General features: G+C 64.2%; 23 protein-coding genes. 10 read left to right on the top strand and 13 right to left on the bottom strand.

Features of this window, described 5'->3' with window-relative positions; translation table 11 throughout:
- The first annotated feature begins 3 nt into the window (after positions 1-3).
- The 5 genes from lspA to BMX04_RS10610 all read left to right on the top strand — a co-directional run bounded on the left by lspA (position 4) and on the right by BMX04_RS10610 (position 5,242).
- On the top strand, positions 4-474 hold the full coding sequence (gene lspA / locus BMX04_RS10630) for a signal peptidase II (RefSeq protein ID WP_050662479.1): 471 nt from the start codon (positions 4-6) through the stop codon (positions 472-474).
- Positions 475-524: 50 nt separating this feature from the next.
- Complete coding sequence (locus BMX04_RS10625) at positions 525-1,058, top strand: DUF3035 domain-containing protein (protein WP_050662480.1); 534 nt, start codon at positions 525-527, stop codon at positions 1,056-1,058.
- 69 nt (positions 1,059-1,127) lie between these two features.
- Positions 1,128-2,471 (top strand): M16 family metallopeptidase, encoded by a 1,344-nt coding sequence (locus tag BMX04_RS10620; RefSeq protein ID WP_074786287.1) that lies wholly within the window; start codon positions 1,128-1,130, stop codon positions 2,469-2,471.
- Complete coding sequence (locus BMX04_RS10615; protein ID WP_074786285.1) at positions 2,468-3,781, top strand: M16 family metallopeptidase; 1,314 nt, start codon at positions 2,468-2,470, stop codon at positions 3,779-3,781. Before BMX04_RS10620 ends, BMX04_RS10615 begins: the two co-directional genes overlap by 4 nt.
- Before the next feature lie 111 nt (positions 3,782-3,892).
- Positions 3,893-5,242, top strand: a complete 1,350-nt coding sequence (locus BMX04_RS10610; RefSeq protein WP_074786283.1) for an aminotransferase class III-fold pyridoxal phosphate-dependent enzyme — start codon at positions 3,893-3,895, stop codon at positions 5,240-5,242.
- A 75-nt stretch (positions 5,243-5,317) separates the two neighbouring features.
- On the opposite strand, the gene BMX04_RS10605 is transcribed toward BMX04_RS10610, so the two are convergent.
- From BMX04_RS10605 to BMX04_RS10580, 6 genes are all read right to left on the bottom strand, one after another.
- The gene (locus tag BMX04_RS10605) at positions 5,318-5,602 is read right to left on the bottom strand and encodes a sll1863 family stress response protein (protein ID WP_074786281.1); all 285 of its coding nucleotides are present in this window, start codon (positions 5,600-5,602) and stop codon (positions 5,318-5,320) included.
- Between the two features lie 114 nt (positions 5,603-5,716).
- The gene (locus BMX04_RS10600) at positions 5,717-7,270 is read right to left on the bottom strand and encodes an alanine/glycine:cation symporter family protein (RefSeq protein WP_074786279.1); all 1,554 of its coding nucleotides are present in this window, start codon (positions 7,268-7,270) and stop codon (positions 5,717-5,719) included.
- 29 nt (positions 7,271-7,299) lie between these two features.
- A complete protein-coding gene (locus tag BMX04_RS10595) occupies positions 7,300-7,734 on the bottom strand; it encodes a universal stress protein (RefSeq protein ID WP_074786277.1) in 435 nt (144 codons plus the stop codon).
- A gap of 206 nt (positions 7,735-7,940) precedes the next feature.
- Positions 7,941-9,311, bottom strand: coding sequence for a glutamate--cysteine ligase (locus BMX04_RS10590; protein WP_074786275.1), 1,371 nt, complete (start codon positions 9,309-9,311; stop codon positions 7,941-7,943).
- Between the two features lie 68 nt (positions 9,312-9,379).
- Positions 9,380-9,907, bottom strand: a complete 528-nt coding sequence (locus tag BMX04_RS10585) for a hypothetical protein (RefSeq protein ID WP_074786273.1) — start codon at positions 9,905-9,907, stop codon at positions 9,380-9,382.
- Positions 9,904-10,629 carry a 16S rRNA (uracil(1498)-N(3))-methyltransferase gene (locus BMX04_RS10580; protein ID WP_074786271.1) on the bottom strand — a complete coding sequence of 242 codons (726 nt, stop codon included), beginning with the start codon at positions 10,627-10,629 and terminating at the stop codon, positions 9,904-9,906. Before BMX04_RS10580 ends, BMX04_RS10585 begins: the two co-directional genes overlap by 4 nt.
- Before the next feature lie 11 nt (positions 10,630-10,640).
- Here BMX04_RS10580 and ubiA point away from each other — a divergent pair, with 11 nt between their 5' ends.
- From ubiA to BMX04_RS10565, 3 genes are all read left to right on the top strand, one after another.
- Positions 10,641-11,603 carry a 4-hydroxybenzoate octaprenyltransferase gene (ubiA, locus tag BMX04_RS10575; RefSeq protein ID WP_074786269.1) on the top strand — a complete coding sequence of 321 codons (963 nt, stop codon included), beginning with the start codon at positions 10,641-10,643 and terminating at the stop codon, positions 11,601-11,603.
- A gap of 61 nt (positions 11,604-11,664) precedes the next feature.
- Positions 11,665-13,581, top strand: coding sequence for an OmpA family protein (locus tag BMX04_RS10570; protein WP_074786267.1), 1,917 nt, complete (start codon positions 11,665-11,667; stop codon positions 13,579-13,581).
- A complete protein-coding gene (locus BMX04_RS10565) occupies positions 13,568-13,900 on the top strand; it encodes a hypothetical protein (protein WP_050662492.1) in 333 nt (110 codons plus the stop codon). Before BMX04_RS10570 ends, BMX04_RS10565 begins: the two co-directional genes overlap by 14 nt.
- A gap of 17 nt (positions 13,901-13,917) precedes the next feature.
- Here the strand turns inward: BMX04_RS10565 and BMX04_RS10560 are convergent, their stop codons facing one another.
- Positions 13,918-14,190, bottom strand: coding sequence for a winged helix-turn-helix transcriptional regulator (locus BMX04_RS10560; protein ID WP_217644459.1), 273 nt, complete (start codon positions 14,188-14,190; stop codon positions 13,918-13,920).
- Positions 14,191-14,330: 140 nt separating this feature from the next.
- Between BMX04_RS10560 and BMX04_RS10555 the strand changes: the two genes are divergently transcribed.
- A complete protein-coding gene (locus BMX04_RS10555; protein ID WP_074786263.1) occupies positions 14,331-15,065 on the top strand; it encodes a hypothetical protein in 735 nt (244 codons plus the stop codon).
- A 60-nt stretch (positions 15,066-15,125) separates the two neighbouring features.
- On the opposite strand, the gene cuyB is transcribed toward BMX04_RS10555, so the two are convergent.
- The 3 genes from cuyB to BMX04_RS10540 all read right to left on the bottom strand — a co-directional run bounded on the left by cuyB (position 15,126) and on the right by BMX04_RS10540 (position 17,694).
- Positions 15,126-15,806 (bottom strand): cysteate racemase, encoded by a 681-nt coding sequence (gene cuyB / locus BMX04_RS10550; protein WP_074786261.1) that lies wholly within the window; start codon positions 15,804-15,806, stop codon positions 15,126-15,128.
- Positions 15,807-15,815: 9 nt separating this feature from the next.
- The gene (hisD, locus tag BMX04_RS10545; RefSeq protein ID WP_074786259.1) at positions 15,816-17,111 is read right to left on the bottom strand and encodes a histidinol dehydrogenase; all 1,296 of its coding nucleotides are present in this window, start codon (positions 17,109-17,111) and stop codon (positions 15,816-15,818) included.
- A gap of 145 nt (positions 17,112-17,256) precedes the next feature.
- The gene (locus BMX04_RS10540) at positions 17,257-17,694 is read right to left on the bottom strand and encodes a low molecular weight protein-tyrosine-phosphatase (protein WP_074786257.1); all 438 of its coding nucleotides are present in this window, start codon (positions 17,692-17,694) and stop codon (positions 17,257-17,259) included.
- Positions 17,695-17,734: 40 nt separating this feature from the next.
- On the opposite strand from BMX04_RS10540, the gene BMX04_RS10535 reads away from it, so the two are divergent.
- Entirely contained in the window at positions 17,735-18,427 is a 693-nt protein-coding gene (locus tag BMX04_RS10535; RefSeq protein WP_074786255.1) for an NAD-dependent deacylase, read from the top strand.
- 281 nt (positions 18,428-18,708) lie between these two features.
- Here the strand turns inward: BMX04_RS10535 and BMX04_RS10530 are convergent, their stop codons facing one another.
- The 3 genes from BMX04_RS10530 to rpmB all read right to left on the bottom strand — a co-directional run bounded on the left by BMX04_RS10530 (position 18,709) and on the right by rpmB (position 19,973).
- The gene (locus BMX04_RS10530; protein WP_074786253.1) at positions 18,709-19,173 is read right to left on the bottom strand and encodes a copper chaperone PCu(A)C; all 465 of its coding nucleotides are present in this window, start codon (positions 19,171-19,173) and stop codon (positions 18,709-18,711) included.
- Positions 19,174-19,214: 41 nt separating this feature from the next.
- Entirely contained in the window at positions 19,215-19,562 is a 348-nt protein-coding gene (locus tag BMX04_RS10525) for a DUF2946 family protein (protein ID WP_074786252.1), read from the bottom strand.
- A 120-nt stretch (positions 19,563-19,682) separates the two neighbouring features.
- Positions 19,683-19,973, bottom strand: coding sequence for a 50S ribosomal protein L28 (gene rpmB / locus BMX04_RS10520; RefSeq protein WP_050662501.1), 291 nt, complete (start codon positions 19,971-19,973; stop codon positions 19,683-19,685).
- Positions 19,974-20,124 lie beyond the last annotated feature (151 nt).

The raw sequence follows: 20,124 nt of genomic DNA, 5'->3' as shown, positions 1-20,124 counted from the left end.
CGGATGAGACTTTTCTACTGGACAGCGTTTTGGGTGTTTTTGTTCGATCAGGCGACGAAATACCTCGTGGTTCACGCGATGGACCTGCGGATGCTTGGACGGATCGACGTTTGGCCGCCCTATCTCAACCTGCGCATGGCATGGAATTACGGGATCAACTTCGGGCTCATGGCCGGTGACAATCCGGTCACACGCTGGGTGTTGATCGCGGTGGCGCTGGTGATTTCGGGTGCGGTTCTGTGGTGGGTGCATCATGAGCCTGCGGGCCGGTGGCAGAAAATCGCAGCCGGCCTTCTGGTCGGCGGTGCGCTCGGGAACGTGATCGACAGGCTGATCTATGGTGCTGTCGCTGACTTTCTCAACATGTCGTGCTGCGGGATCAACAATCCCTATGCGTTCAATGTGGCCGATATCGCGGTCTTTGTCGGGGCCTTCGGGCTGGTTCTGTTGCCTGCGGGGAAAAAGCCCTCGTGACCTTGGCCTTGGAATGCGATAAGGAGCGGGAAAGTTGCAGGGGAGTGGCGATGAAGATGCCGCGCAAGACCGTTTTGATCCTTCTGGCCGCGACCATTGTTGCGGGCTGTGGCGCGCGCGATGACGACGTGACGCTGACGCGCATTCGCAACACCGGGAACGGGCCCGACGAATTCTCGATCATCCCGGGCAAGCCGCTGCAAGCGCCCGAGGACCTGTCGACGCTGCCGGTGCCGACGCCCGGCGGCAGCAATCGCACCGATCAAAACCCGCTGGCCGATGGGGTCGCTGCACTGGGTGGCAATCCGGCGGCGGTGAATGCGCAGGCCCCCGCCGCGAGCAACGGCGCGCTGGTCAATCACGCCAACCGCTATGGCGGCACGCCCGGCATCCGGCAGACCTTGGCGCAGGAAGATCGCGAAATCCGCCGCTCTTATGGCCGGGTCAACGTGCTGCGCATCCTGCCCGGCGATGACTACGTGCAGGCGTATCGCCGTGACTGGCTCGATGCCTATGCCGAAGAGCGCCGTCTGCGCCGTCGCGGAATCGTGACCCCCGCAAGCCCGCCGCCGCCTGAAGGCTGATGGTTGAATCCGGGCGGGCAAGGCGTATCTATATCGAAACCAAGTCCTGACCGACCGGAGACCCCCGTCATGCGAAACCTCACCGTCTGGCTCTTTGCCGCGCTGACCGCCATCTTGCCCCTTAGCGTGATGGCGCAGACATCAGAGCAGGTCACGTCCTTCGCCCTCGACAATGGCATGCAGGTGGTGGTCATCGAGGACCATCGTGCGCCGGTGGTCACGCACATGGTCTGGTATCGCGCCGGATCGGCGGATGAGCGGCCCGGCGTCTCGGGCGTGGCGCATTTTCTGGAGCACCTTCTGTTCAAGGGCACCAAGACGATGGAACCGGGCGAGTTTTCATCCACCGTGGCGCGCAACGGCGGCTCGGACAATGCCTTTACCAGCTATGATTACACCGCGTATTTCCAGCGCATCGCCGCGGATCGTCTTGATCTGGTGATGGGGATGGAGGCGGACCGCATGATCAACCTGCAACTGGACGAGGCCGATATCGCCACCGAGCGCGATGTCATCATCGAAGAGCGCAATCAGCGGGTCGAGAACAATCCAAGCGCCCTCTTTCGCGAACAAAAGAGCGCGACGCAATATCTCAACCACCGCTACGGCGTGCCGATCATCGGCTGGCGCCATGAGATGGAGGCGCTTGATCTCGACGCCGCACTCGACTTCTACGAGATGTATTACGCACCCAACAATGCGATCCTTGTCGTGGCGGGGGATGTGACCCCGGATGAGGTGCGCCGCCTCGCCGAACAGCATTACGGTGTGATCCCGGCCAATACCGACCTGCCCGAGCGCACCCGTCCGCAGGAACCCCCGCAACTGGCAGAGCGGCGGATGACGATGCGCGATGCGCGCGTCTCGGAGCCTTATGTCACGCGGTCCTATCTTGCACCCGAGCGCGATAGCGGCGCGCAGAAAGAGGCTGCGGCGTTGATGCTTCTGGCCGAGTTGCTGGGCGGGGGACAGACCTCGTTCCTGAACGAGCGGCTGCAATTCAATGAGAAGATCGCGGTGCAGGTGGGGGCGTGGTATTCGGCGACCTCGCTCGATGACACGACGTTTGACCTTGCAGTGGTGCCGGCGGCCGGAGTGAGCCTGCAACAGGCTGAAGATGCGCTCGACGAGGCGCTGACCGCGTTTCTCGAGACCGGGCCGGACGCAGAGGCGCTGGAGCGCATCAAGATGCAGGTGCGGGCCGAGGAAGTCTATGACCGCGACGATGCCGGTGGCCTTGCACGGCGCTATGGCCGTGCGCTGACCCAAGGGCTGACGGTCGAGGATGTGCAGGCCTGGCCGGGCATTCTGCAAGACACGACACCAGAGCAAATCATGCAGGCCGCGCGCCGAGTGCTGGACCGCAGTCAATCGGTCACCGGCTGGCTGATGGCCCCGGAGGTGACCCAATGATCCGTATTCTGCTGAGCCTGTTCCTGCTGATCGCGGCGCTGCCCGCGCGCGCCGAGGTCGATATCAAGGAGATTACCACGCCCGGCGGGCTGACCGCCTGGTTGGTCGAGGATCATGCGATCCCGTTCGTGGCGCTGGAATTGCGGTTTCGCGGCGGTGCCTCGCTTGATGTCCAGGACGCGCGCGGGGCCACCAACCTGATGGTGGGGCTGCTGGAAGAGGGTGCGGCTGACATGGACGCGCAAGCGTTCGCCCGGGCACGCGACGCGCTGGCAGCGAAGTTCAGCTATAACGTGAGCGATGATGCGGTCGCCGTGTCCGCGCAGTTCCTGACCGAGAACCGCGAGGCGGCGCTCGACCTGCTGCGCGCGAGCCTTGTGGAGCCGAGTTTTTCACCCGAGGCGCTCGAGCGGGTGCGCCAGCAGGTGCTGTCCGGCCTGCGATCGGCGCGGACCGATCCGCGCGATCTGATGAGCAAGGCGTTTGACGGGCTGGTCTTTGGCGATCACCCCTATGGCAGCCAGCTGGAAGGCACGGTCGAAAGCGTCGAGGCGCTGAACCGCGAGGATATCGTGGCCGCCCACGCGCGTGGGCTGACGCGCGAGCAGGTCTATATCAGCGCCGTCGGGGACATCACCGAAGCGGATCTGGCGACATTGCTCGACGATCTGCTGGGTGATTTGCCGCAAGAGGGTGCGCCGTTGCCCGCCGAGGCCGATCTGAACCTGCCCGGCGGTGTCGAGGTGGTGCCGTTCGAGACGCCGCAATCCGTCGCAGCCTTTGCACAACGCGGCGTTGATCGCGACGATCCGGATTTCTTTGCCGCCTTCGTGCTCAACCATATCCTTGGCGGCGGCGGGTTCGAAAGCCGCCTGATGACCGAGGTGCGCGAAAAGCGCGGCCTGACTTACGGGGTCTATTCCTACCTCGCGGACAAGGATGCCGCGCAGCTTTGGATGGGGTCTGTCGCGTCGGCAAATGACCGCGTCGCCGAGGCGATTTCCGTCATTCGCGATCAATGGGCGCGCATCCGCGATGAAGGTGTGACCGCAGAGGAATTGCAGGATGCCAAGACCTACCTGACTGGCGCGTTTCCGCTGCGGTTCGAGGGCAACGGCCCGATTGCGTCGATTGCCGTTGGCATGCAGATGGACGGCTTGCCGCTCGATTATATCGCCAATCGCAATGACATGGTGAATGCCGTGACCCTGGAACAGATCAACCGCGTCGCGCGCGAGCGGCTTGACCCCGAGGCGCTGACCTTTGTGGTGGTTGGCCAGCCCGAGGGGCTCGACGAGCAGGTGAACTGACCTTGCAATAGCCGGGCGACCCTCGCGTGGCCCGGCGATATGCCTCTGGACAGTGCCGGGCCGTGGTGGCAGGATTTGATCAAATTCCTCAAGGCTGCCCGGAGGCCCTCCATGAAAGACGACAACTTCCTGCGTGAAATGAACGCCCGCCACCTGTGGCACCCGATGGGCCATCCCGGCGAGCAGCAGGCCAACGCACCCAAGATCATCAAGGGGGCCGAGGGCGTGCGGATCACCGATATCGACGGGCATGATCCGGTGGATGCGGTTGGCGGGCTTTGGTGCGTCAACCTCGGCTATTCCAACGACGCGGTGAAACAGGCGATTTCCGATCAGCTTTGGCAGTTGCCCTATTACTCGGCCTTTGCCGGAACCACCAATCCGGCGGCGATCGAGGCGTCCTATGCGGTGCAGGAGTTCTTTGCCGAGGACGGGATGACCCGTGTCTTCTTTACCTCGGGCGGGTCCGATAGCGTGGACACGGCGCTGCGCATGGCGCGACAGTATCACCGCCTGCGCAATGAGCCGACACGCACCAAGTTCCTCAGCCTCAAGAAGGGCTATCACGGCACCCATTGGGGCGGCGCGAGCGTCAACGGCAACAACCGTTTCCGCATCACCTATGAGCCGCTACTGCCGGGCTGTTTCCACCTGCCCAGCCCCTATACCTATCGCAACCCCTTTGACGAGAGTGACCCCGTCAAACTGGCTGAAAAGATCGCCGCCGCGATGGTCGACGAGATCGAGTTTCAGGATCCCAGCACCATCGCCGCCTTCATCATGGAGCCGATACAGGGCGCGGGCGGGGTGATCGTGCCGGATGCGAGCTTTATGAAGCACATGCGCGAGATCTGCGACCGCTACGGCATCCTGATGATCTCCGACGAGGTGATCACCGGCTTTGGCCGCACCGGCGACTGGACCGGCGCACGGCATTGGGGCGTGCAGCCCGACATGATGACCATCGCCAAGGGCATCACCTCGGGCTACTTTCCCGTGGGTGGCGTTTTGCTGGGCGACAAGGTGGCGGATGTGTTCGAGAACGCGGGTCCCGAGGGCAGCATCTGGACCGGCTACACCTATTCGGCGCATCCCGTCGGGGCTGCGGCGGTGGTGGCCTGCCTGTCAGAGACGCTGCGGCTGGACACCAAGACCAACGCCGCGGCGCGCGGCACGCAGCTTTATGACGGTGTCTGCAAGCTGGCCGAGAAATACGACATCATCGGCGATGTGCGGGGTGGGCATGGCCTCATGACCGGGATCGAACTGGTCAGCAACCGCGCGAAGAAGACGCCGATGGATGCCGAGACCATGAAGCGCGTGCATCAAGCAACCTATGAGGCGGGGACCATGGTGCGGCTTGGCGCGCATAACGTGCTGATGTCGCCGCCTCTGGTGATCTCTGAGGCAGAGGTCGATGTGATCCTCGCTTCGCTCGATGCAGGGTTTGCAGCGGCCTGAGCGACAGGCCAAGCCGTTTCAAACGGCTTGGCGCAAGCGCTTTGAAAAGCGCCTGCGCGCTGAGCCTTGCAAGGCTCAGCCAAACCGGCTCCACGCCGATTTCATTGCATTCGACATGTTCTCCCAGGCCTGATCGGCACCAGTCTTGAAGTCCTTCCACGCCTCGGTGCTGGCGGCCTGTATCTTGTCATACTCGGCCTCCATCTCACTACGCCTTTCGCGCAGGTCCTTGATTTGCTCCTGATACTTGGCCTGCATGTCGGCGGACGCTTCGCGCGACTGTGCCTGCAGCTTGTCGATCTCGGCTTTCCACTGATCGAGCTGGGCCTGCAGTTTTTGCTGATATGTCTCTTTGTCCATATCCGATCCTCCTTTGCGTTGTTTTACTCAGGCAAAGCTATGTGTTCCCTGTCGCAAATGAAAGGGGCCACCGGTTTCCCGATGGCCCCTTCGCGGGTTTGCAAGATGCGAGGGTTACTCGAACTTCTTGATTTCCCCTGATTTCAGGCGGCTCGTGTAGCTGTTGAGCTCACGTTTGACGATCGGCATCAGGAAGTAGAGGCCGATGATATTCACCACCGCCATGGCAAAGATCGCCGCATCCGAGAAGTCGATCACCGGGCCGAGATTGGCGGCCGCGCCGATCACGACGAAGATGCAGAAGATGATCTTGAACACCAGTTCCTTGGTTTCACCCTCGCCGAAGAGGTAGGTCCAGGCCTTGAGGCCGTAATAGGACCAGCTGATCATCGTCGAGAAGGCGAAGAGCACCACGGCGAGCGCCAAGATATAGGGGAACCAGCTGATCGAGCTGCCGAAGGCGGCGGAGGTCAAGCTGACGCCCGAACTGCCGTCCATCGTCTGGATCATGCCGTTGTCGCCGACAAGGTAGAGCCCGGTCTCGGGATCGGTCATGAGCTGACCGGTGATGATGATCACCAGCGCCGTCATGGTGCAGACAACGACCGTGTCGATGAAGGGCTCCAGCAGAGACACGAACCCTTCGGTGATCGGCTCCTTGGTGCGCACCGCCGAGTGGGCGATGGCCGCCGAGCCGACGCCCGCCTCGTTCGAAAACGCCGCCCGCTTGAAGCCCTGGATGAGCGCGCCCACCATGCCGCCCGCGACGCCGAGCCCGGTAAAGGCCCCCTCGAAGATCTGGCCGAAGGCCCAGCCGATCTGATCGGCGTTCATCACGATGATGATCAACGCCGTGCCGACATAGACAATGCCCATGAACGGCACCACTTTCTCGGTCACCTTGGCGATGGATTTGAGACCGCCCACGATCACCGCGAAGACCACACCGGCGAAGATGACCCCGGTGATCCAGCCCGGATAGTCGCCAACGATGCCCGAAATCTGCTGATGCGCCTGGTTGGCCTGGAACATGTTGCCGCCACCAAGCGCACCTAGGATACAGAAGATCGAGAACAGCACGGCGAGGATCTTGCCGCCGGGCAGGCCGCGTTCTGCAAAACCCTTGGTGAGGTAATACATCGGCCCGCCCGAGACGCGGCCATCGGGATACTCGTTACGGTATTTCACGCCCAATGTGCATTCGGTGAATTTCGACGCCATGCCCATCAGGCCAGCGAGGATCATCCAGAACGTGGCCCCCGGCCCGCCAATGCCCACGGCGACCGCGACGCCCGCGATATTGCCCAGGCCCACCGTGCCCGACAGCGCCGTGGCAAGCGCCTGAAAGTGGCTGACCTCACCGGCGTCGTTGGGATCGGAATAATCGCCCTTCACCAGCGCGATGGAATGGCCCACGGCGCGGAACTGGATAAAGCCGAAATAGAGCGTAAAGACCGTGGCACCGACCACCAGCCAGGCCACGATCCAGGGGAAATTGGTGCCCGGAAAGTTGGAGAAGATCAGGCTGACGAACCAGCCCGTGGAACTGGCGAAGATCTGGTTGACCTTGTCGTCAAGCGAGGCCACCTGCTCTTGTGCGAAGGCAGGCGCGCTCATCAGCGCGAGCCCCGCCGCGGCGAGGGCCGCGGGAAATGCGTTTCGATACATCTGTTGTAATCCCTGTTCTTGTTGTTCTGTCACGGCACGATGGTGCAGGGCACCGGTGCCGTCTGGACGAGCGCGCCCGCGACCGAGCCGAAAACCCGCGCGCCAAGCGCCGATTGCCCGTCACGACCGATGACGATCTGCACGGCGTTGTGCTCCTTGGCGACCCGCCCGAGGATTTCAGCGGTGTTGCCGTAGCGGATCACCACCTCGTTGGGGAGCCCGGCATCGTCGAGTTCCGCCTTGACCGTGGTCATGATCGCCTTTTCCGCGCGGGTCATTTCGTCCTTGCGGCGGGCGTGGCGCTCTTCCAGTTCCTGCGGCGTGAGAAAGGAATACGGCGACCATTCGAGCACATGGGTCAGCACGATGGTGCCGCCCTGAGCGCGGGCACGGTCCACCGCGAATTCCAATGCGCGCCGCGCCGACACGCTGCCGTCGTAGCCGACGACGAATTTTCCAGACATGATGATATTCCCTCGTTGGTTGCTTTTCCGGGTGCGGTTCAATTGACCCGGTGAATCACTCTACCAGAGGTTAGGATTTCAATTTTCCCGGAATCCGCGCTTTCTCGCGCCATATGCGCCAAAATTCGACGCAATTCGGCCCGATTTGCAAAAATATCCCGAACCCGCAGAGCGACCCGCGCTGCGACGGGGTGTCACAGGCAGCCTTAATAGCTGAATTCGGCGTAGATGCGGCTCAGATCGCCTTGCCAGTCACCGTGATAGTGTTCCAGCAGCTCATCGGCGGGGGTTTTTCCTGAATCGACGCTCTCGCGCAGGGCGTTGAGGAAATGCGTCTCGTCGGGGATCATGCCGCCGCCGCCTGCGCAGCCGCGGGCCTTGAGCCCGGCTTCGGAGATGTCGAGCACCTCGCGCGCCAGAGCGTGCATGTCGACCCCGTTCACCTTGGCCTGAAGCCCGTCGACGCTCGCCGCGACCCGCAGGCCCTCGCGAGTTTCCGCATCCCAGCCCTTGGCAATATCCCATGCGGCATCGAGTGCGGATTGGTCATACATCAGCCCGACCCAGAACGCGGGCAGCGCACAGAGCCTGCGCCACGGCCCGCCGTCTGCACCACGCATCTCCATGAATTTCTTGATCCGCGCCTCGGGGAAAATGGTGGTGAGGTGATCGGCCCAATCACTGAGCGTGGGCTTTTCGCCGGGCAGGGCGGGCAGTTCGCCCTTCAGGAAATCGCGGAAGGACTGCCCCAAAGCGTCGATATACTGCCCGTCGCGATAGACAAAATACATCGGCACATCGAGCGCGTAATCGGCATAGGCCTCGAACCCGAACCCCTCGTCAAAGACAAACGGCAACATGCCGGTGCGGTCGGCATCGAGATCGCGCCAGACCCGCGCGCGCCAGGACTTGTGGCCGTTGGGCTTGCCTTCCAGAAACGGGGAATTGGCGAAAAGCGCGGTCGCGACCGGTTGCAGGGCGAGCGCCACGCGGAATTTCTGAACCATGTCCGCTTCGGTCGAGAAATCGAGATTGACCTGCACCGTGCAGGTGCGGCGCATCATGGTCTGACCCATGGTGCCGACCTTTTGCATGTAGCTGTCCATCAGCTTGTAACGGCCCTTGGGCATCATCGGCATCTGGTCATGCGTCCAGACGGGCGCGGCACCCAGCCCGATAAAGCCGACGCCTACCTTGTCGGCCACGTCCTTCACCTCGGCGAGATGCACGTTCACCTCGTCGCAGGTCTGGTGGATATTCTCCAGCGGCGCGCCACTGAGTTCCAGTTGCCCGCCCGGCTCCAGCGAGACATTGGCCCCGTCCTTTTCCAGCCCGATGAGCTTGCCAGCCTCTTCGACAGGGGCCCAGCCATGTCCGTCGCGCAGCCCTTCGAGCACGGCAAGCACGCTGCGTTCGCCGTCATAGGGGATGGGAAGGAGCGTGTCCTTGCAATAACCGAATTTCTCGTGCTCGGTGCCGATGCGCCAATCGGCCTTGGGTTTGCAGCCGCTTGCCATGTATTCGGCAAGCTGGTCATGGCGTTCAATCGGCCCGCCGCCGGATTGAGGGATGGACATGGTCGGGCCTCCTGAAGCTCTGCGCATCTGTTGTCGGGGGTCACAGTTGGCGGCAATCGCGAGCGGTGTCAATGCAGCCGGAAGGATGAAGTGACAGGCGCGCGCCGTTGCCAGATCACTGTCGGGTGATCGGGCAGGCGGTGCATCTGGGTCAGCATATGCTCGGTGCGCAGGCCGGGCAGGGTGGCGAAGGCATCAAACAGCGCCTCGGCCCCTTCGGCATTCACGGGGATGTGCAGATCGGGGGCCTGCGGCTGGCTGAGCACCCAATGTGCGGGCTGGCCCGAGGGGTCGAGCGTGAGCCGGTCGAGATCGCGGATCGCCACGACGCCGCCGGTTAGGGGCCCGAAATAGGCGACCTGGCCCTCATCCACGCGCACCACGCCCGGGCCGCCCGCGCCGCCACGAAAGCGTGCGCGCTGCACGCCGATCATCAACATCGCGCCCGCCGCGATCAACAGGACATAACCCAACCAGTGCAGCAGCCCGCCGGTGCCAAGCGTCCACCACAGGCCAAGCACGGCCAGCCCGGTGCCGGTCAGCACCTCGCGCCAGCGCCAGAGGGCGGCGCGCGCTTGCGGACGCACAAAGCTCATGCCCAGTCTCCGAGCGCCTGTTGCCAGACCGTCAGGGCGGCGACGGCGGCGGTATCGGCGCGCAGGATGCGCGGGCCGAGGCTGACGGGATGGGCGGCGGGCAGGGCCGAGAGCCGCGTGCGCTCGGTCTCGGAAAACCCACCCTCCGGGCCGATCAGGATCGCCCAACGCTCGCCACCCGCCGCGCGCAAGGTGGCCCCCGCCCCGGCAAGCGCCTCATCGCAGAACATCAATTGCCGCTCCTCGGGCCAGTTGGCGAGCAGTGTGTCGAGCTTTTGCAGGCCGGTCACTTCGGGGACAAACGTGCCGCCGCATTGTTCCGCCGCCTCGACCGCGTGCGCCTGAAGCCGGTCCTGCCGGATGCGCTCGGAATTGGTGAAATCGGTCTGCACGGGCACGATCCGCGCGGCCCCCATCTCGGCCGCCTTCTCGACGATGAAATCGGTGCGCGCCTTCTTGATCGGGGCAAACAGCAGCCACAGGTCGGGCGGGTCGCGTTGCGGGGTGGTCTGCGCCTCGCACACCAGCGTTCCGCTGCGCTTGCCCGCCTCGGCCACCTCGGCGCGCCATTCACCGTCGCGCCCGTTGAAGAGCAGCACCGCATCACCCACCCCCTGACGCATCACGCCGAAGAGGTAATGCGCCTGATCGCGCGACAGAGGAATGGTTTGCCCTTGCCCCAAGGGGTGCTCTACATAAAGCCTGATCTTTGCCGTTTTCATGGGGCCAGCATATGACCGGAGACAACCAGACGCCAGAGGCCGAAGGCACGGTCGCCGACGCCTATCGCGGCAATTGGGTGGACCGGCTGGCCCCCCCGGCGACACGGCCTTATCTGCGGCTTTCGCGCGCGGACCGGCCCATCGGCACGTGGCTGTTGCTGTTGCCGTGCTGGTGGGGGCTTAGCTTGGCGATGCTGTCGGATAGACAGGCTGGCTGGCATGATCTGTGGATTTTCGCGGGCTGCGGCATCGGCGCATTCCTCATGCGCGGGGCGGGCTGCACCTGGAACGACATCACCGACCGCGATATCGACGGATCGGTCGCGCGCACCGCGTCGCGGCCCATCCCCTCGGGGCAGGTGACGGTCCGGGGCGCGGTAATGTGGATGTGCGCGCAGGCGCTGGTGGCGTTTTTCATCCTGCTGACATTCAACTGGGCGGCCATAGGTCTTGGCATTCTGTCGCTCTTACCGGTCGCGATCTATCCCTTCGCCAAGCGCTTCACCTGGTGGCCGCAGATTTTCCTGGGTCTCGCGTTCAACTGGGGTGCGCTGCTGGCCTGGACGGCGCATAGCGGGCGGCTGGAGGCGCCGGCGGTGGTGCTCTATCTGGCCGGGATCGCCTGGACGCTCTTCTATGACACGATCTATGCGCATCAGGATGCCGAGGACGATGCGCTCATTGGCGTGAAGTCCACCGCACGGCTCTTTGGCCATAACTCCCCGCGCTGGCTGCGCTGGTTTCTGGTCGGCACCGTGTCTCTGATGGCGATGGCGGTGATCCTGGCGGCCCCTGATGGTCTGCCCGCCCTCGTGGCGGCGCTGTGCGGGCCTTGGGCGATGGGCTGGCACATGCAGGGGCAGATGCGAAAACTGGACCTTGAGGACAATGATCGGCTTTTGTCGCTGTTCCGCTCGAACCGCGATGCCGGGCTCTTGCCTGTGCCGTTTTTCGCCGTCGCCGTCCTGCTGTGATTGATATTGCCCCGGCACGCGCCTAAACACGCGGCAGGGACAACAAAACGGCAACGGTCACATGCGGTTATCCACGGTCTTTACCATCGGGTCGACATTCCTCGGGGCCATCGTGCTCAGCACGGTCGCCGCCGGATTCGCAGTAAGCGCGATCGAGGACGGATCGCGGCAGGGTGTGCGCGAGGCGCTGGATCAGCGTGGCATGGTCTGGACCGAGGTGGATACCGACGGTTTGCAGGTCTTTCTGGCGGGCACCGCGCCAACCGAGGCGGATCGCTTCAAGGCGTTGTCGGTGGCGGGCACGGTGGTCGATGCCGCGCGGGTGATCGACCAGATGCTGGTCGAGGAGGCAGGCGACATCGCCCCGCCGCGATTTGCCATCGAGATTCTGCGCAACGAAAGCGGGATTTCCCTCATCGGTCTTGTGCCAGCGACCCTTGATCGGTCGAAATTCCTTGCCGAGGTGAAGGATGTGACCGATGGTGCCCCGGTGGCCGATCTTCTGGATGCCGCCGATTACCCCGCGCCAGAGACTTGGGAAGACGCGCTGCGCTATGCCGTGCGGTCGCTCGGTGATCTGTCGCGCACCAAGATTTCGGTCAGCGCCGAACGGGTGGAAATCACGGCCATGGCCGAGAGCGTCGCCGATCAACGGCGGCTGGAGACAGCCCTGGCGCGCCGGGTTGCCGAAGATGTGCGGCTCGCGCTCGATATTTCCGCGCCGCGCCCGGTGATCACGCCCTTCACGCTGCGCTTTTTGATCGACGAAGGCGGCGCGCGGTTCGATGCCTGTTCCGCCGATACGGTCGAGGCGCGCGACCGTATTCTACGGGCGGCGGGCAGTGCCGGTTTGCAGGGCAAGGCCGAATGTACGGTCGGCATGGGCGTGCCCTCGCCCCGATGGGCGAAGGCGGCGGAACTGGCGATTGCCGCAGTCAAGGATCTGGGGGGCGGCAGTGTGACGTTTTCGGATGCCGATATCGCGCTCTGGGCGCCGCAGGGCACCGAGCAAGGCAAATTCGATGATGTGATCGGACGGCTGGAGGCCGATTTGCCTGAGGTGTTCGCCCTCGATGCGACGCTGCCCGCGCCCGAGGGCGATGGCGAAAAGACCGTGCCCGAGTTCATCGCGACCCTGTCGCCCGAAGGGCAGGTGCTCTTGCGGGGGCGCGTGGGCAGCGCGCAATTGCGTGACACGGTCACCAGTTTCGCCAAGGCGCGTTTTGCCTCGGACGCGGTGCATGTCACGGCCCGTGTGGCCGAAGACCTGCCGCGCGACTGGTCGATGCGCGTGCTTCTGGGGCTCGAGGCGCTGTCCTATCTGTCGAACGGTGCCGTGACGGTCACCCCCGACGGCCTCGATGTTCAGGGCAATACCGGGCGCAAGAGCGCGGGCACCGAACTGTCGCAACTGCTGTCGAACAAGCTGGGAAGCGGCGGCCAGTTCTCGATGGATGTCACCTATCAGGAGAAGCTTGATCCGGTGGCGCAATTGCCGACACCTGACGAGTGCGAAGCGCGCGTTGCCGAGGTGCAGGCGGACCGCAAGATCGGGTTCGAGCCGGGATCGGCGCGGATCGATTCGCAAGGTGCGGCGATCATGGACGAGATTGCCGAAATTCTGAAGCAATGCGGCGAGCTGAAGATGGAGATCGGCGGCCATACCGATAGCCAGGGCCGCGAGGAGATGAACCGGCAACTGAGCCTTGAGCGGGCGCGCGCGGTGCTCAACGAATTGCGGCTGCGGCGGGTGCTGACCTCGACCATCGAGGCCAAGGGCTATGGCGAGACCACGCCGATTGCCGACAATGACACCGAGGAAGGTCGCGAGATCAATCGCCGGATCGAATTCAGGATTATCCGTCCCAAGCCGCTGGTCGAGGAGCAAACAGCGCTTGAAAGCCTCGAGGATACGGGGGAAGAAGGGCAGGAGACAGAAGAGCCCAATCAGGACCAGACCACGGATGAACAGAACTGAGTTTATCATCGCCACCGCCATCGTGCTGTTCGTGGCGTTCTGCATGGGCTGGTTTGCCAATTGGCTGGTGCATCGCTTCATCCGGGTAGGGGCGTCTGATGTGGGCGAGTTGGAGCGCATGGCGCAGGAGTTGCACGAGGCCGAGGAGACCCGCGATCAGGCGATCACCTACCTCCAGCAGCGCGAAGCGGAACTGACCAACCAACTGAGCCAGACCGAGGCGGAGCTTGCCGCCACGATGGAGGGCCTGCGCGAGGCGCGCTACGAGGCCGAACAGATGCGCGCCCATCTCGACAAGCTGAGCCGGGCTGCGAGCTGAGCCGCACCAAAACTTTGTTATCTGAGGTCGGGCGTATAAGCCTCGCCCCACTGGCGCAAGGCGCCCATCACAGGCCCGAGGGCCTTTCCAGACTCTGTCAGCACGTATTCCGAACGCGGCGGGTTCGCTGAATACGCTTGCCACGTCAAAATTCCCGCGCCTTCCAGTTTTTTGAGCCTGTTCGAAAGCGTGTTCGGTGAGAGCCCGAGTATATCCTGCAAATCCTGAAATCGGCGCGGTCCTTCAAGGAAGAATTCGCGCAGGATGAGGATCGACCATTGGTCACCCATGGCATTGGTGGCCCTTAGAATCGGGCAGTTGTCACGTCTGTTTGGTGTCATAGCGCAAAGTATAGCGAGAGAATTCAGAATGAGAAGTGACGACCATAAATATAGTCACTATGAAATACATACCCAACATGGAGATTCCAATGCTGTCCGACATCTTTCTTGCCTATGTGCATGTCTTCTTCATCCTGCTCCCGGCGTTGGCCGTGGCGGTCGTGGCCCTCGGTGCGGCGCGCGCCGGGCTTGGCGGTGCTGCGCTGGCTCGGGCCGTGCTGTGGCCGGTCGGTCTGTTGTCGCTTTGGGGGGCCGTCGCGATGGCGCTGTCGCGCTCGGGCGCGTTCATGGTCCCCGCGACGCTGACCGATCCTCCGATCGTTCTCTTTTCGATGTTTGCGGGTGCGCTGACGCTGTGGCTATTGGCGACGCGCACGCAGACCGGGCAGGCCATCCTGGCACAGACCGATCCCGGGCTGCTCATCGCCTTTCAGATCCCGCGGGTGATGGGCGCGATCTTTCTCGTCGGATGGGTGGCAGGCGTCATCCCGTGGCAGTTCGCGCTGCTGGCGGGTCTGGGCGACATCTGGGCCGGGTATGAGGGATATCGGGCGTGGCAGGCCTGCGCCAAGGGCGCGCCCGATGCGCGTGCCAAGGTGATGCGCGCCAATATCGTGGGGTTGGGCGATTTCGTCGTCGCGGTTCTGGTCGGCATCACGACGTCGGAAGGGTTTGCCCATCTGATGGCGCATGAGACGCCCAACATCATCAACCTGCATCCGCTGGCGATGTTTCCGGGCTATTTCGTGGCGATCTTTCTCGCCTTTCATTTCGTTTCTCTGAGCAAGCTGCGATCCCCCTCCAGCGTTCCGGCAGCCGCCTGAGATACGAAACCGCGCAAGGCGGCGCTGTTCCGCCTTGCGCGCGATGCTGTCCCGCACCTCTCAGCCCTTGGCAAAATCCACAATGGCAGCGGTCAGGCAATCGAGGCTGTCCGTATGAGCCACGCTTTCAGGCAGGGCCGACGTCATCAGCGACAGTTCCGTGCAGGCCACGAGCAGGTGATCGGCCCCTTCAGCGACAAGCGCCTCGGCCTGCGTCGCGAGGCGCGGGCCGAGCGTGGCGGTGGCCTCGCCTGCCTTGATCGCGCGGATGATCGCGAGCAAGTCGCTGTCGTCGGGCAGAAATACCGGGGTCAGGCCATGCGCGGCAAAGGGTGCCTCGAACACGCCAGCGAGCCGCGTCGCAGGTGAGGCGAGCATACCGACGCGCCGCGCGCCCTGCGCGGCAAGCGAGGCAGCGGTCACGTCCAGCATGTCGAGAAAGGGCAACGACGTCGCCTGTGCCACGGCAGGCGCGTAGTGATGCGCGGTGTTGCAGGGCATGGCCAGCGCCTGCGCGCCCGCCGCCTGCAGATCACGCGCCATGCGCGCGAGCGTCGGGCCGGGGTCTTCGCCGGAGCCCTCGATCAGCGCCTTGATCCGGCTCGGCACCTGCGGGTTCTGATGCACGATCAGCGGCACGTGGTCGGCGTCGTCGCGCGCAGGCACGGCCGCCATGACCTTTTGCATCAGCAGGATGGTGGCCTCGGGGCCCATGCCCCCCAGAATGCCCACGGTTTTCATGCGGTCGTCTTACCCCGTCGATTGCGCGGCACCGGAAACGGGGCCGAGGCGGATATCTGCGCTGCGGGCATGCCCCTCCATCCGTTCCGCGCGGCTGAGGCTGGCGGTGACGCGCGCGAGATCTGGCAGCGCGAACTCGTCCACCTCCTGCCAGGTGACGGTCTTGAGGAACTTGTGCACCGATAGCCCCCCTGTGTAGCGCGCGGCCCCCGAGGTGGGCAAGACGTGGTTGGGCCCTGCCGCCTTGTCACCAAAGGCCACGGTGGTGTTCTCGCCCAGGAACAGCGAGCCATAGGCGCGCAGGCGGTTGCGCCACCAGGGCAGATCAAGGGCCTGCACGTGCAGGTGTTCCGGGGCCTTTTGATCGGCGAATTGCGCCATCTCCTCGGGGGTGTCGCAGAGCACCACTTCGGCCAGATCACGCCATGCGGTGGCGGCGGCGGTGCGGTTGGGCTCGGGCAGGGCCGCGATCAGTGCGGGCACGCGCACGATCACCGCTTCGGCCAAGGGCTTGTGCGTGGTGGCGAGCCAGACCGGCGAGTTCGCCCCATGCTCCGCTTGTCCCACCAGATCAGCGGCCACGGTGTCGGGACAGGCCGTGTCATCGGCAAGGATCAGGCTGTCGGTCGGGCCTGCGAACATGTCGATCCCGATGGGGCCGAAAAGCTGCCGCTTGGCCTCGGCCACATAGGCATTGCCGGGGCCGACCAGGATATCGGCAGGCGGCGCGCCAAAGAGGCCAAAACCCATCGCGGCAATGCCCTGCACCCCGCCGATGGTCAGGATGCGCGTCGCCCCGGCGAGGTCCATTGCAAAGAGCATCGCATCGGGAATAGGGCCGCTGCCACAGGGTGGCGAACAGGCGGTGATGTCGGGCACGCCTGCCTCACGAGCGGTGGCGATCGACATCAGCGCCGAGGCGATATGGCTGTAGCGCCCGCCCGGTATGTAGCAACCCGCCGCCTGCAACGGAATCTGACGCTGTCCGGCCCGCAGACCGGGGCGCAGCTCAATCTCCATATCCTGCGCCGTGGCGCGCTGAGCGGCGGCAAAGCGCGAGATATTGTCATGCGCCCATGCGATATCGTCCTTGAGCGATTGCGGCACGCGGGCGCAGGCGGCCTTGATCTCGGCGCGGCTGACGGTGATCTCGCCCTGCCAGCCATCTAGTTGCCGCGCATATTCCAGCGCCACCTGCGCGCCGCCCGCGCGCAGCCGCGCCAGCATGATCTGCACCGTGTCGGTGACGTCATGGGCGGTCTGCGGTGGCTCTCCGGGGGCGGTCTTGAGCTGGGTGAAGGGCATGGTGCGGGTCTCCTTTGCCCCTATTGATTGGGGCGTCGTGACCCATTGGGCAAGGGAATAGCCGGTCCGATGGCGGGGTTTTTCCAGCTGCTGAAAGCGGGTTTCGGAATATCCGAAGGCGCGGCCGTCTCCGCCACCGAACGATCTAGAGGTTTGCAGCCAGGCCCTTGGCGCAGGTCTCGATCAGGTCGAGCGTGCCGTCGAAATCACGGGTGTAATAGGGGTCGGGCACATGATCCGCGTCCCGGTCGGGCGCGTAATCGGTGAACAGCCGTACCGGCGTGGTATTGCCCGCAGGTCGCAGCGCGTCGATGGCCGCGAGGTTCTTTGCATCCATCGCGACAATGAGGTCGAAGCGGGTGAAGTCTTCTGCCTCGAACTGGCGCGCGCGCAGGTCCGAGATGTCGAGACCGCGGGCGCGGGCGGCGTCCTGCATCGGGCCGTAGGGCGGATCGCCGATATGCCAGCCGCTGGTGCCTGCGCTGTCGGTCCGGGCCTGTGGGGCGAGGCCGCGGAACACCCCTTCGGCGGCGGGCGAGCGGCAGATATTGCCAAGGCAGACAAAGAGGATTCGGGTGGTCATGACGCGTCCTTTCCGGCAGAGATTAGAACAGGAGGGCGCGATGCAAAAGATCGTCATACTGACCGGTGCCGGGATTTCGGCGGAAAGTGGGCTTGGCACGTTTCGCGATGTCGGCGGGATCTGGCAACGCTACCGGATCGAGGATGTCGCCACGCCCGAGGCCTTTGCCCGCGATGCCGATCTGGTGCACGGGTTCTACAACGCACGCCGTGTGCAGGCGGCGGAGGCGCGGCCCAATGCGGCGCATCGCGCGCTGGCGCGGATGCAGGCCGAGCATGCGGGCGAGGTGGTGATCGTGACGCAGAATGTGGACGGGCTGCACGAGGCAGGCGGCGCGCGCGATGTGATCCATATGCACGGTGAACTGGCGCGCGCGCTTTGTGCCGCCTGTGGCGGTCGGTGGGAGGCCGCTGCGCAGATGAGCGTGCGGGATGCCTGTCCGGATTGCGGTGCCTGCGCCTGCCGTCCGGACGTGGTCTGGTTCGGCGAGATGCCCTACAGGATGGAGGAAATCCTGTCGCATCTGGCAACGGCGGATATCTTTGCGGCGATCGGCACCTCCGGGCAGGTTTATCCGGCGGCGGGGTTTGCACAGGAAGCGGCACTGGCGGAGGCGCGTTGCGTGGAGATCAATCTGGAGCCATCGGCGGTGGCCGGTGATTTTGACGAGGTCCGACAGGGGCGTGCCTCGGAGGTGGTGCCGCTCTGGGTCGCGGAAATCCTGGGCGGGTAGGTGAGTTTTGGCCTGGAACTGCCGTTGACGTGAGCCGCGCATCGACGGGCCGCGGTACGGCGATCCAACGCCTGTTCTGCAGACCTTTATATCTGCCAAGCCCGAAAAACATCTGAGTGCTGCGCAGGTTGCAGCCAAATCGCCGTGCCGGGGGGCGGCCCGGCGATGCGCGGCGGCCTTCGGCCTTGATTCCGCGCAGGGCATCACGGCGAAGGTCAGCTCAAGACCAAGCCATCCCCCTATCGGGGCACCTCCAAGGTGCCCCGACCGCTACCCAAAAATCAGTTGCCGTGACCGTGACCCTCTTTCGGCATGCGCTCCAGATCGACGGGAATGTCGAGCGTGATCTCGCCGGAGGTCTCGAAGACGAGGGTTAGCGGAATGGTCTTGCCCTGCTCGAACGGCTCGGTCAGCCCCATGAACATCACATGATGCCCGCCGCGCTGGAGAAACAGCGTCTCCCCCGCGCCGAGTTCGAACCCCTCCTCGACATGCACCATCTTCATCACGCCGCCCTGTTCGCGGTGGGTGTGCAGTTCCACCTTCTTGGCAGCAGTGGATTTGACGGCGATCAGGCGGTCCGGCGCATCACCGATATTCTCGATGAGCATGAAGGCCGCGCCGGTCTTGGCCATCGGGCTGGCGCTGCGCGCATAGGTGTCGAGGACGTGGATTTCCTGCGCCATGGCTGGGGCGGCAAGGGTGAGGCCTGCGAGGGCGGCGAAAAGCGTGGATTTGAGGGACATGGCGTCGCTCCTTCTGGTCTGAATGTAAGGGATTTGCAGGGTCAGACCGAGACGGGCGGTGCCCGCGCCAGCGGCGCGGGGCGCGCAAGGCTCGCCTCATGGCGGGCACCGGTGAAGGTTTGGCGGGCCGTTGCAGTCAGATCACGTGGCAAGGGCAATGGCGGGCGGGCTGCATCCGCATAGAACGCGAGCAGGCAATCCGGGCAGACATGCGGCGGTGTCGCAGGCTGGCCCTTGGCGTCCACGAGCACGGTGCGCGTGCCCTCGCCGGTGCAAAGCACCATCTGCCCCACCGGCTGCGCCGCGCCGCGCGCCACGGCGAGGCCGACGCTGGTCAGCGCCAGAAAGAGACAAAGCCCAAGGGCGGTTATGCTGCGCAGGATCGTCATTGCCCGCAGGTATAGGCGGGCATGCGCACACAGGACAAGCGACAAAACGTACCGGGCCCGTGAAACGCAAACAGCCCCGCCAAAGGGGCGGGGCCGTGCGTGATCAACACAATCGGGGTATCAGGCGCTGGCGGCCTGCGCCTTGGCGATCTCTTTCTTCACCTTGAGGGCCGACGGCGACAGTTCGTCGTCCTTGGCCTTGGCGAGAAAGGCGTCGAGCCCGCCCCGGTGATCGACGCTGCGCAGCGCGTGGGCCGAGATCCGCAGCTTGATGCCACGGTTCAGGGTTTCCGACTGCAGCGTCACATCGTTGAGGTTCGGCAGATACCGACGCTTGGTCTTGTTATTGGCATGGCTGGAGTTATTGCCAACCATCGGGCCTTTTCCAGTCAGTTCGCAGCGGCGCGACATGGGGTCATCCTCGTTCTTGTTGAGGGCGCGGTCTGGCCCTGCTTAACACAAACGGGCACCGCCACCGGCAGCGCCCCGAATTCCGTCTGGGGTCTTTAGGCCCAATGCGCAGGGGCGTCAAGGGATTCGAGCGGGAAAAAGGCGGGTTGGT

The sequence above is a fragment of the Roseovarius tolerans genome (genome assembly GCF_900109855.1).
GTDB lineage: Bacteria > Pseudomonadota > Alphaproteobacteria > Rhodobacterales > Rhodobacteraceae > Roseovarius > Roseovarius tolerans.
The sequence above is the reverse complement of the archived record's forward strand: the minus strand, read 5'-3'. Positions and strand labels throughout refer to the sequence as shown.

Excerpts from the sequence above, each read along its gene's own strand:
- lspA (WP_050662479.1), top strand. The coding sequence starts at position 4 with ATGAGACTTTTCTACTGGACAGCGTTTTGGGTGTTTTTGTTCGATCAG.
- BMX04_RS10625 (WP_050662480.1), top strand. The coding sequence starts at position 525 with ATGAAGATGCCGCGCAAGACCGTTTTGATCCTTCTGGCCGCGACCATT.
- BMX04_RS10620 (WP_074786287.1), top strand. The coding sequence starts at position 1,128 with ATGCGAAACCTCACCGTCTGGCTCTTTGCCGCGCTGACCGCCATCTTG.
- BMX04_RS10615 (WP_074786285.1), top strand. The coding sequence starts at position 2,468 with ATGATCCGTATTCTGCTGAGCCTGTTCCTGCTGATCGCGGCGCTGCCC.
- BMX04_RS10610 (WP_074786283.1), top strand. The coding sequence starts at position 3,893 with ATGAAAGACGACAACTTCCTGCGTGAAATGAACGCCCGCCACCTGTGG.
- BMX04_RS10605 (WP_074786281.1), bottom strand. The coding sequence starts at position 5,602 with ATGGACAAAGAGACATATCAGCAAAAACTGCAGGCCCAGCTCGATCAG.
- BMX04_RS10600 (WP_074786279.1), bottom strand. The coding sequence starts at position 7,270 with ATGTATCGAAACGCATTTCCCGCGGCCCTCGCCGCGGCGGGGCTCGCG.
- BMX04_RS10595 (WP_074786277.1), bottom strand. The coding sequence starts at position 7,734 with ATGTCTGGAAAATTCGTCGTCGGCTACGACGGCAGCGTGTCGGCGCGG.
- BMX04_RS10590 (WP_074786275.1), bottom strand. The coding sequence starts at position 9,311 with ATGTCCATCCCTCAATCCGGCGGCGGGCCGATTGAACGCCATGACCAG.
- BMX04_RS10585 (WP_074786273.1), bottom strand. The coding sequence starts at position 9,907 with ATGAGCTTTGTGCGTCCGCAAGCGCGCGCCGCCCTCTGGCGCTGGCGC.
- BMX04_RS10580 (WP_074786271.1), bottom strand. The coding sequence starts at position 10,629 with ATGAAAACGGCAAAGATCAGGCTTTATGTAGAGCACCCCTTGGGGCAA.
- ubiA (WP_074786269.1), top strand. The coding sequence starts at position 10,641 with ATGACCGGAGACAACCAGACGCCAGAGGCCGAAGGCACGGTCGCCGAC.
- BMX04_RS10570 (WP_074786267.1), top strand. The coding sequence starts at position 11,665 with ATGCGGTTATCCACGGTCTTTACCATCGGGTCGACATTCCTCGGGGCC.
- BMX04_RS10565 (WP_050662492.1), top strand. The coding sequence starts at position 13,568 with ATGAACAGAACTGAGTTTATCATCGCCACCGCCATCGTGCTGTTCGTG.
- BMX04_RS10560 (WP_217644459.1), bottom strand. The coding sequence starts at position 14,190 with ATGGGTGACCAATGGTCGATCCTCATCCTGCGCGAATTCTTCCTTGAA.
- BMX04_RS10555 (WP_074786263.1), top strand. The coding sequence starts at position 14,331 with ATGCTGTCCGACATCTTTCTTGCCTATGTGCATGTCTTCTTCATCCTG.
- cuyB (WP_074786261.1), bottom strand. The coding sequence starts at position 15,806 with ATGAAAACCGTGGGCATTCTGGGGGGCATGGGCCCCGAGGCCACCATC.
- hisD (WP_074786259.1), bottom strand. The coding sequence starts at position 17,111 with ATGCCCTTCACCCAGCTCAAGACCGCCCCCGGAGAGCCACCGCAGACC.
- BMX04_RS10540 (WP_074786257.1), bottom strand. The coding sequence starts at position 17,694 with ATGACCACCCGAATCCTCTTTGTCTGCCTTGGCAATATCTGCCGCTCG.
- BMX04_RS10535 (WP_074786255.1), top strand. The coding sequence starts at position 17,735 with ATGCAAAAGATCGTCATACTGACCGGTGCCGGGATTTCGGCGGAAAGT.
- BMX04_RS10530 (WP_074786253.1), bottom strand. The coding sequence starts at position 19,173 with ATGTCCCTCAAATCCACGCTTTTCGCCGCCCTCGCAGGCCTCACCCTT.
- BMX04_RS10525 (WP_074786252.1), bottom strand. The coding sequence starts at position 19,562 with ATGACGATCCTGCGCAGCATAACCGCCCTTGGGCTTTGTCTCTTTCTG.
- rpmB (WP_050662501.1), bottom strand. The coding sequence starts at position 19,973 with ATGTCGCGCCGCTGCGAACTGACTGGAAAAGGCCCGATGGTTGGCAAT.